The following is an 8,253-nucleotide window of genomic DNA, read 5'->3' as shown; positions in this document are numbered from 1 at the left end:
CCCCGGCCCCTACAGTCTCTCCAACCCCACCCGTGGGGCCCCCGCCCGCCACGCCCCGGAAACGCCGTTTCGGGGGGGGCCGCCGCGCCCGGGGGGGGGGGGGGGGGGGCCCCCACGGCCGGGTGACTACTTGGCGAAGCCCGGGAGGAGCTTGGCGTAGTCGGTGGCGACGGTGTTCAGGCCGTCCTGGGTGCCGGTGCCCTGGACCACCTTGCCGAGGTTGGTGCCGAGCGAGGCGAACAGCGAGCTGTACTCCGGCAGTTCGGGGCGCGGCCGGGCACTGTCCAGCACGGCCTGGAAGCCGGCGATGCCGGGGTCGGCCTTGACCTCGGGGGTGAAGGCGTCGGCGCGGGTCGGCAGGGTGGAGTTCTTGTGCGCGATGAAGGCCTGGCTCTCGGCCGAGGTCATGAAGGCGGCGAACTTCTCCGCGGCGGCCTTGTGGGCCTTGTCGGCGCCCGCGTAGACCGAGATGTTGTGGCCGCCGGTGGGGGCGCCGGCCTTGCCGCTGGAACCGGCCGGGACGGGGGCGATGCCGAGGTTGGTCTTGTCGGCGAACGCGGAGCCCTTGTAGATGTTGGTGATCTCCCAGGGGCCCTGGATGATCGCCGCGACCTTGCCGCTGTTGAAGGCGTCCATCATGTGCGCGTAGGCGTCGGTGGTGACGTCGGCCTTGGCGGTGCCCGGCGAGGTGAACATCGACTTGTAGGTCTCGATGCCCTTGACGGCCTCGGGCGAGGTGACGGTGATCTTCTTGCCGGCGGCGTCGACGGTGTCGGTGCCCTCGCCGAACAGGAACGGCATCGCGTAGTAGCCGTCGGCCGCCTTCAGCCAGAAGCCGTCCACACCGGCCTTCTCCTTGACGGCGGCGGCGGCGGTCTTCAGCTCGTCCCAGGTCTTCGGCGCGGCGGTGATGCCGGCCTTGGTGAAGAGCTCCTTGTTGTAGAGCAGGCCCAGGGTGTCGGTGACCAGCGGGATGCCGTAGATCTTGCCCTCGTACTTGGCCTGCTGGACCAGGGTGGGCTGGAAGGCGGCGGAGTCGACGGCGGCCGGGGTGCCGTCGAGCGGCTCCAGGTAGCCGGCCTTCGCGAAGGCGGCGGTCCAGCCGACCTCGGCGCGGAAGACGTCCGGCGCGCCCTTGGCCCCCATGGCGGTCTGGAGCTTGTTCTGCGCCTGGTCGAACGGCACGTTGACGAAGTCGACCTTGACGTTCGGGTTGGCAGCCTCGAACTTCTTGGCGAGTTCCTGGTAGTTCGGCGCCTCGTTGGTCGCGTTGGACGTGTCCCAGTACGTGAGGGTGACCGGCCCGTCGGCCTTGCCGTCCGAGCTGGAGCCGCTGCTGCCACAGGCAGCCATCGAGACCGCGAGGGCCACAACGAGGGCAGAGGCCGCGATGCCACGCCGCATGAGAACTCCTTGGGAGGGGTGGGGGTGCCCGAGATGTGTGAGACAGGCGCATAATGGCTGCCTCGTCCCGACCGCACCGTTGCCGCGGTCGGGCTCGGGAAGGAAGTTAACAGCGGCGCAATCGTCACCGAAAGTCCTTGCAGCAAGTTTCTGCAAGAATCGCCGATCGTTACGCCCACGTGTCCTGGACGTAGCCGCACGGTAGTTGACAGGCGAAGATCCTCAAGCTTCTTTATGTCCCATTTGCCCCGCTACCCGACTGTCGGAAAATACGCTGGGTTGCGGCAAGGCCCTTGCAGCAGACTGGACGGATGCTGATCCGAGCCGCCACGCGAGAAGACCTGCCGCTGCTGTGCGCACTGGAACGGGCCGCCGGGGCGCCGTTCGCCGCCATCGGGATGCCGGAGATCGCCGAGGACGAGCCGCCCACCCCGGAGGAACTCGCCCGCTACCTGGACGAGGGCGTCGCGCTGGTCGCGCCCGGCGCCGGGGGAACACCCGTCGCGTACCTGCTGGCCGAGCCGGTGGACGGCGCCCTGCACATCGAACAGGTCTCGGTCCACCCCGGCCACGCCCGGCGGGGGATCGGGCGGGCGCTGATCGAGCACCTCGCGGCGGGCACCGACGCGCCCGCGCTGACCCTCACCACCTTCGCCGACGTGCCGTGGAACGCGCCCTACTACGCGCGCTGCGGCTTCCGGCCGCTCGCCGACGGCGAGATCACCCCCGGCCTGCGGGAGATCCGCCGCCGGGAGGCCGAGCACGGCCTGGACCGCTGGCCCCGGCTCTGCATGCGCCGGGAGCTCCCGGCACGCTGACGGCCCCGCCCGGCCGGCTCATGGCGCGGCCGGGCCGGGCTCCGGGGGCGAGCGGCCTCACCGGGGGCGAGCGGCCGGGCTAGGGGGGCCAGGGGCCGACCCGGGGGTCCGGGGGGCCGCCCCGGGCCCCGCGCCGCCCGCCACCGGGCCGGCTCAGCTCACGCCGAGGCGCAGCACGGTCGTCGAGCGGAACTCCTCCCCCGGCCGCAGCTCGGTGCTGGGGAAGTCCGGGTGGTGCGGGGAGTCCGGGAAGTGCTGGGTCTCCAGCGCGATCCCGGCGAACGGCCCGTACGGGACGCCGCTCGCGCCGGTCACCGCGCCCTGGAACTTGTTGGCCGTGTAGACCTGCAGCCCCGGCTCGGTGGTCAGTACCTCCAGCGTGCGGCCGCCGACCGGCTCCTCCAGCAGCGCCGCCCGGGCGGGGGTGCCGTCGGCCGGACGCGGGCGCAGCACCCAGTTGTGGTCGTAGCCGCCGGGGCCGGTCAGCTGCGGGTGCTCGTCGTGCACCGACTTGCCGATCGGCCGGGCGACGGTGAAGTCGAACGGCGTCCCGGCCACCGGCTCGGTGCGGCCGTAGGGGATCTGGCGCTCGTCGGCCGGGGTGTAGGCGTCGGCGTCGAGGGTGAGCAGGTGGCCGAGGATGTCCCCGTTGCCCTCGCCGGCGAGGTTGAAGTACGCGTGGTTGGTCAGGTTGATCACGGTCGGCCGGCCGGTGACGGCGCGGTAGGCGATCGTCAGCTCGCCGGCGGAGCTCAGTGTGTAGTCGACGGTGACGTCCAGCGCGCCGGGGAACCCCTGGTCGCCGTCGGGGCTGTGCAGGCGCAGCCGGACACCGGTGGGCAGTTCCTCGGCCTCCCACATCCGGTGGGCGAAGCCGTCCGGGCCGCCGTGCAGGGTCATGCCGCCGCCGGTCGGGGCGAGCGGGTGCTCCTCCCCGTCGATGGTGACCTTGCTGCCGTCGATGCGGTTGGCGTAGCGGCCGACGACGGTGCCGTAGTGCCGGGCCGGGCCGAGGATCTCGGCCAACCGGTCGGAGGAGAGCAGCAGTTGCCCGGTCCGGCCGGCCCGGTCGGGGCCGCTCAGGGTGTGCAGGGTGGCGCCGAGGGTCAGCACGCTCGCCTCGTACGGGCCGGCCCGTAGGGTCCAGCGCTCGATCGCGGCGCCTGCGCCCGCGGGTTCGAGGGGTTCGTGCCGCACGCTGGTCGGCTGCGAGCCGTTCGCCGGGGGCGTCGACATGTCCTGCTCCTCACTGACGGCCGCGGCGTGCCGCGGCCCCTGGTACCGGGTCCGTCCGGGGCCCGCAGCCCCGTGGGCCAGCCTAGTCAGCGGGCCGGTGGCGAGGGCGCTCATGTCGCCCCCGCGCGCCGTTGTCCCACTCCCGTCCGCCGGTCCCTCGCGCGGCGCCGCTCCGACGCTCCGCCGCGTCGCGCGCGCCGCCCCGGGGTACCGGGCCGACCCGCCGCTCCCCGAGGCGCCGCGTCGGCCCGTACCGCCGGGCTGGTTCGTCCTGTCGTGCTGGTTCGTCCTGTCGTGCTGATCCCTGGTGCCGTACTGGTCCCTGGTGCCGTACTGGTCCGTGCCGCCGGGCTAGTCCGCACTGCCGGGCTGCTCGGGCGGCATGCCGAGGGCCGAGGCCAGGCCGTCCGGCCCGCTGCCCGCCTTGCGGTAGACGGCCGCCAGCCGCCGGTTGACCAGGCTCAGGTGGACGCCCAGCTCCTCGGCGATCCGCTGGGCCGGCAACCCGCGGACGGCGAGCCGGGCGACGTCCCACTCGGGCTGGCTGAGGATCTCCCGGACGTCCGCCAGCCGGTTGGGCCGCAGGCCGTAGTTGGCCAGCTCGCGGCGGGCCTGCTCGACCAGGCCGTCGGCGGCGCAGTGCTGGGCCAGTTCGATGCCCTGGTACAGGTACTCCTGGGCGTCCTCCAGCCGGCCGACCCGGCGCAGCGCGGCACCGAGCTCCACCAGGGCGACGGCGTGCTCGTACCCGGCGGGCGACTGGCCGAGGTGGCGCACGGCCTGCTCCAGCAGCTCCACCGCCTGCTGGCCGTCCTCGATCTGGGCGTGCAGCCGCAGCGCGGTCCCGATCGCCGAGGCGGTGCCGAAGCGGCGGGCGTCGCGGACGGACCGCTCCGCGTAGGCGCGGGCGCTGTCGGGTTCGTCCTGCGCGAGCGCGATGGCGAGGTGGCCGGCCCAGGGCGCCCAGACGGTGTTGTGCCAGCCCCGGGCGTCCAGTTGGGCACCGGCCTGGGTGAGCGCGGCGGCGGCCCCGGCGTTGCGGCCCTTGGCGAGCAGCAGCTTGCCGTAGAGCGAGGCCGCGTCCGGCAGCACCATCGCGGTCTCGTGGTACGGCGGGCTGAACCCGAAGCCGCTCGCGAGCTCCCAGGCCTCGTTGATCCGGCCGCGGGCGATCAGGGTGTCCACCAGGACGCCGACCGCGTCCCAGGCGAGCGGCAGCTTGGGGCCGATCCGCTCGGAGAGCCGCAGCGCGCGGCGCAGGAAGTCCTCGGCCTCGGCGAGCAGGCCCCGGCGGAACCGGGCCAGGCCCATCAGGAAGTACGCGAAGCCGCGGTGCGCGCCGCTCCAGCCGGCCACCTCGAACTGGACGATGGCGTCCCCGAAGAGCCGCTCGGCCTGCGCGATGCGGTCGCTGTAGGTGTACGAGAGACCGAGCGTGGCGGGCAGTTCGAAGCCCCAGGTGTTGTCGGTCCAGCCGAGGCCCTTGGGCAGCCGGCCCTGGTCGAGCACCTGGTCCGCGTGGCGCAGCACCTCGGCGGAGGGCTCGCCGCGCAGGGTGAGGTCCCAGGCGCGCAACGCGAGGACCGCCCGGTCGGCGGCCTCGCGGCCGGTGAGGCTGCGGCAGAGCGCGCCCAGCCGCTCCGAGCGGCCCGGCCCGTCCTCCTCGGACTTGCGGTAGGCGTGCCACATGAACGAGGCGGCCTCCAGCCGGAGCCGACCGGCCGGGTCGCCGACCGTCTGCTCGGCCTCCTCCTGGCAGACCCGCGCGGCCTCGCCGAGCTGGCCGCTGTGCGCGAGGACCTCCGAGAGCCGGAAGGTGGCGTCCACCCGCAGGGCGGGGCGCAGCGGGCCCTCGTCGGGGTCGAGCGCGAGCCGCAGCTGGTTGACGGTCGCGCCGGGGTCGGTCAGCAGGGCGGAGCAGCCGAGCTCGTAGAGCACCTCGGCGCGGTCCTCGTCGTCCGGCGGCTCGGCGAGCGCACGGTGCAGGCAGCGCTGGGCGGCCTCGGGCGCGCCGATCATCAGGTGCTCCTGCGCGGCCCGGCGCAGCTTGCGGACGGTGCGGTCGTCGCCCTCGCCGGGGAAGGTCTCCACCAGGTGGCGGGAGGCCGCGAGCAGGCCGAGTCCGGCGTTCTCGATCTCGGCGGCGGCCACCCCGTGCATCCCGGTGCGGGTGGACTCCGGCATGGTGTTGTAGATCGAGCTGCCGATCAGCGGGTGGACGAACTCCAGGTTCCCGTTGGGCGTCTGGGTGAGGACGCGCTGGCGGCGCAGCTGCTTGATGGATTCGCGGGAGCCCTCGGCGCTCTGGGTGGAGATCCGGGCCGCGAGCTCGGGCCGGATGTCGGTGCCGAGCATCGCGGCGGCCCAGGCGAACCGCAGGGTGGTCGCGCCGAGCCGGTCCAGCCAGCGCTTGAGGGTCATCCCGGTGGCGTCGACGGCGAGTTCGCGCAGTTGCTGGGAGTTCTCCTCGACCGGTTCGAGCGCCTGGTCGCGGACCTGGTCGAGCAGGGCGACGGCCTCGTAGGGATTGCCGTTGACGACGTTCCAGAACTCGTAGCAGAAGGAGTCCTCGGCCTTCGCCCCGAACTCGGCGCGGATCATGTCGGTGACGGAGACCAGCGAGAGCCTGCTGAGCTCGTGCCGGCGGGTGGCGAGTCCGGTGACGGCGCACCGCTGGTCCTGGGCCTCGGGCTGCCAGTCGGCGGCGTCCTCCCGGTAGGCGAAGACCAGCAGGACGGGCAACTCGCGGGCCCGGACGGCGAACTGGGTGAGCCAGCCGAGCGACTCGAGGTCGGCCCAGTGCAGGTCGTCGACGATCATCACCAGCGGGGCGCGCCGCGGGGCGAGCTGGGTGAGGACGTAGTCGAGGCCGTCGCGCACGCCCTGCGGATCGAGTCGGCGGGCCCCGCTCTTCGGCTGCTTGAGGCCCATGGCCGGTCCGACGACCTCTTCCCAGGTGCCCATCACCTGCCGGAACTCGTCGGGGGCGAGGTCGCCGAGGACGGGCTGGAGCAGCTGGCGCAGGACGTGGTAGGGCTCGTTGAACTGGCGCTCGCCGCCGCGGGCGAAGAGCACCGTGGCGCCCTCGCGGAGCTTGGCGATCCGGCGGACCTCGTGGAGCAGGCTGGTCTTGCCGATGCCGGGCCGGCCGGAGAACGTGAGCAGCTCGCCGATCTCGGTCCCGCCGGCCGCGAACTCCCGGCAGAGCTTCTCCACCGCGGCTTCGGCCGACCGGAGTTCGGCGTCGCGGTCGCGCAGCCTGACCCGGGGTGACAGGGCATCCGCGTCCTGCTTCTCCGCGCCGGCCGCCTCCGCCCGAAGTTCGTGTCGCTGCTCGGTCACCGTCGTGCCTCCGCCTCACCGTTCCCTGCCCGTGGAGCCGAGATTAGCGCCGCTGGGGGCGCGTTGCGCAGCATTCGCGCAGGCTGGGGCCGAGATTGAGGGTTCGGACGGCTTGCCCAGGGCAATTGCCCTATATCCCTAACGTCCGATCATTGCATCCGATACTCTACGGCATTCCCACCGAGTTGATCTTCCTTGCGGGACCCCCTGATGGAAACCCGCCACACCAACTCCCCCACAATCAGCACGAGTACCGCCAGCGCCCCCACCCTCCGCCGCACCGGGAGTCCGATGTCTGACGACACCTCACTTCAGATTCCGTTCCCGCACCGCCGCAGCCCGCACGGCCCGCACGCCGCCGAGCTGCACCGCGCCTGGCTGACCCGGCATCCGCTGCTCCCGGATCCGGCGCACCCCTCCTACGCCCACTGGGACGTGGTCGACCTCGCCGCCCTCGGCTACCCGGACTCGGGACCGGACGAACTCGCCCTGGCCGCCGACCTGATGGGCTTCTACTTCCTCTTCGACGACCAGTTCGACGGCCCGCTGGGCCGGCGCCCCACCGAGGTCGCCCCGATCTGCGAGCGGCTGATCGCCGTCCTGCACGGCGGCCGCCCCGACGCCTCCTCCCCCGTCGAGACGGCGTTCGCGGACCTCTGGGACCGCAGCGTGCGCGGCATGCCCGCCCGCTGGCAGGCCCGCGCGGCCTACAACTGGGAGTGGTACCTGGCCAGTCACCCGGCCGAGGCCGCCGGACGGATCTCCGCGCGCCCGCCGGACCGCGACGGGTACCTGGTGCTCAGGCGGGGCACCGCCGCGATGGAGACGATCTTCGACATGGTGGAGCGGCTCGGCAACTTCGAGGTGCCCGCCGCCGTGCTCCACCACCCGGTCCTGCGCCAACTGCGCCAGCTCGCCGCCGACATCCCCTCGCTCAGCAACGACGTCCGGTCCTTCCCCCTGGAGGCCCCGCGCGGCGACGTCAACAACCTGGTGATGATCGTGCAGCGGGAGCGCCGCTGCTCGGCCGAGGAGGCCTGCGCCGTGGTGATGGCCGAGGCCCAGCTGATGGTCGAGCGCTGCCGCCAGCTGCACGCCCAACTCCCCGACGTCTTCCGGGAGCTGGGCCTGGCCCGGGTGGAGCGGGCGATCGCCGGGCGGTACGCCGACGGCCTGGTCACCTGGCTGGCCGGCTACCTCAGCTGGGAGTCGCGCACCGGCCGGTACCAGTCCGCCTGAACCGGACCGCCCCGCGCCGGCCGGGCGGCCCCGGAACGCCCGACCCCGGCCCCGGCCGTGGCGGGAATCGGCCGGAACGCGCACCCTCCGTGGACCCCTCCCGCACGGACGGTAGCCGCGGGGCGCCGTCCGCGGCTAGTGTGCCAGGGCGTGTCCGACACGCCCAGCGGCGGGCGCCCCGGCGGCGCCCGCCCGCGTGCACGGCCGCACCCTC

General features: G+C 73.5%; 5 protein-coding genes. 2 read left to right on the top strand and 3 right to left on the bottom strand.

Translation table 11 applies throughout. The features are described from left to right. Nucleotides 1–126 precede the first annotated feature (126 nt). Complete coding sequence (locus ACFWA9_RS25420; protein ID WP_380389990.1) at nt 127–1,404, bottom strand: extracellular solute-binding protein; 1,278 nt, start codon at nt 1,402–1,404, stop codon at nt 127–129. Between the two features lie 311 nt (nt 1,405–1,715). Between ACFWA9_RS25420 and ACFWA9_RS25415 the strand changes: the two genes are divergently transcribed. After that, a complete protein-coding gene (locus ACFWA9_RS25415; RefSeq protein WP_380389988.1) occupies nt 1,716–2,222 on the top strand; it encodes a GNAT family N-acetyltransferase in 507 nt (168 codons plus the stop codon). Between the two features lie 153 nt (nt 2,223–2,375). Here the strand turns inward: ACFWA9_RS25415 and ACFWA9_RS25410 are convergent, their stop codons facing one another. Then, nucleotides 2,376–3,458 (bottom strand): aldose epimerase family protein, encoded by a 1,083-nt coding sequence (locus ACFWA9_RS25410; protein WP_380389986.1) that lies wholly within the window; start codon nt 3,456–3,458, stop codon nt 2,376–2,378. Between the two features lie 351 nt (nt 3,459–3,809). After that, nucleotides 3,810–6,800, bottom strand: a complete 2,991-nt coding sequence (locus tag ACFWA9_RS25405) for an ATP-binding protein (RefSeq protein ID WP_380389985.1) — start codon at nt 6,798–6,800, stop codon at nt 3,810–3,812. 291 nt (nt 6,801–7,091) lie between these two features. Between ACFWA9_RS25405 and ACFWA9_RS25400 the strand changes: the two genes are divergently transcribed. Then, nucleotides 7,092–8,039 (top strand): terpene cyclase, encoded by a 948-nt coding sequence (locus ACFWA9_RS25400; RefSeq protein WP_380389983.1) that lies wholly within the window; start codon nt 7,092–7,094, stop codon nt 8,037–8,039. Nucleotides 8,040–8,253: the final 214 nt, after the last annotated feature.

The sequence above is a fragment of the Kitasatospora sp. NPDC059973 genome, from assembly GCF_042737525.1.
In the GTDB taxonomy this organism is placed as follows: domain Bacteria; phylum Actinomycetota; class Actinomycetes; order Streptomycetales; family Streptomycetaceae; genus Kitasatospora.
Note: the sequence above shows the minus strand (reverse complement) of the source record. Positions and strands in the feature narration are given on the sequence as shown.

What these genes read in the sequence shown, in the direction of transcription:
- ACFWA9_RS25400 (WP_380389983.1), top strand. Translation starts at nt 7,092, where the DNA reads ATGTCTGACGACACCTCACTTCAGATTCCGTTCCCGCACCGCCGCAGC.
- ACFWA9_RS25420 (WP_380389990.1), bottom strand. Translation starts at nt 1,404, where the DNA reads ATGCGGCGTGGCATCGCGGCCTCTGCCCTCGTTGTGGCCCTCGCGGTC.
- ACFWA9_RS25415 (WP_380389988.1), top strand. Translation starts at nt 1,716, where the DNA reads ATGCTGATCCGAGCCGCCACGCGAGAAGACCTGCCGCTGCTGTGCGCA.
- ACFWA9_RS25410 (WP_380389986.1), bottom strand. Translation starts at nt 3,458, where the DNA reads ATGTCGACGCCCCCGGCGAACGGCTCGCAGCCGACCAGCGTGCGGCAC.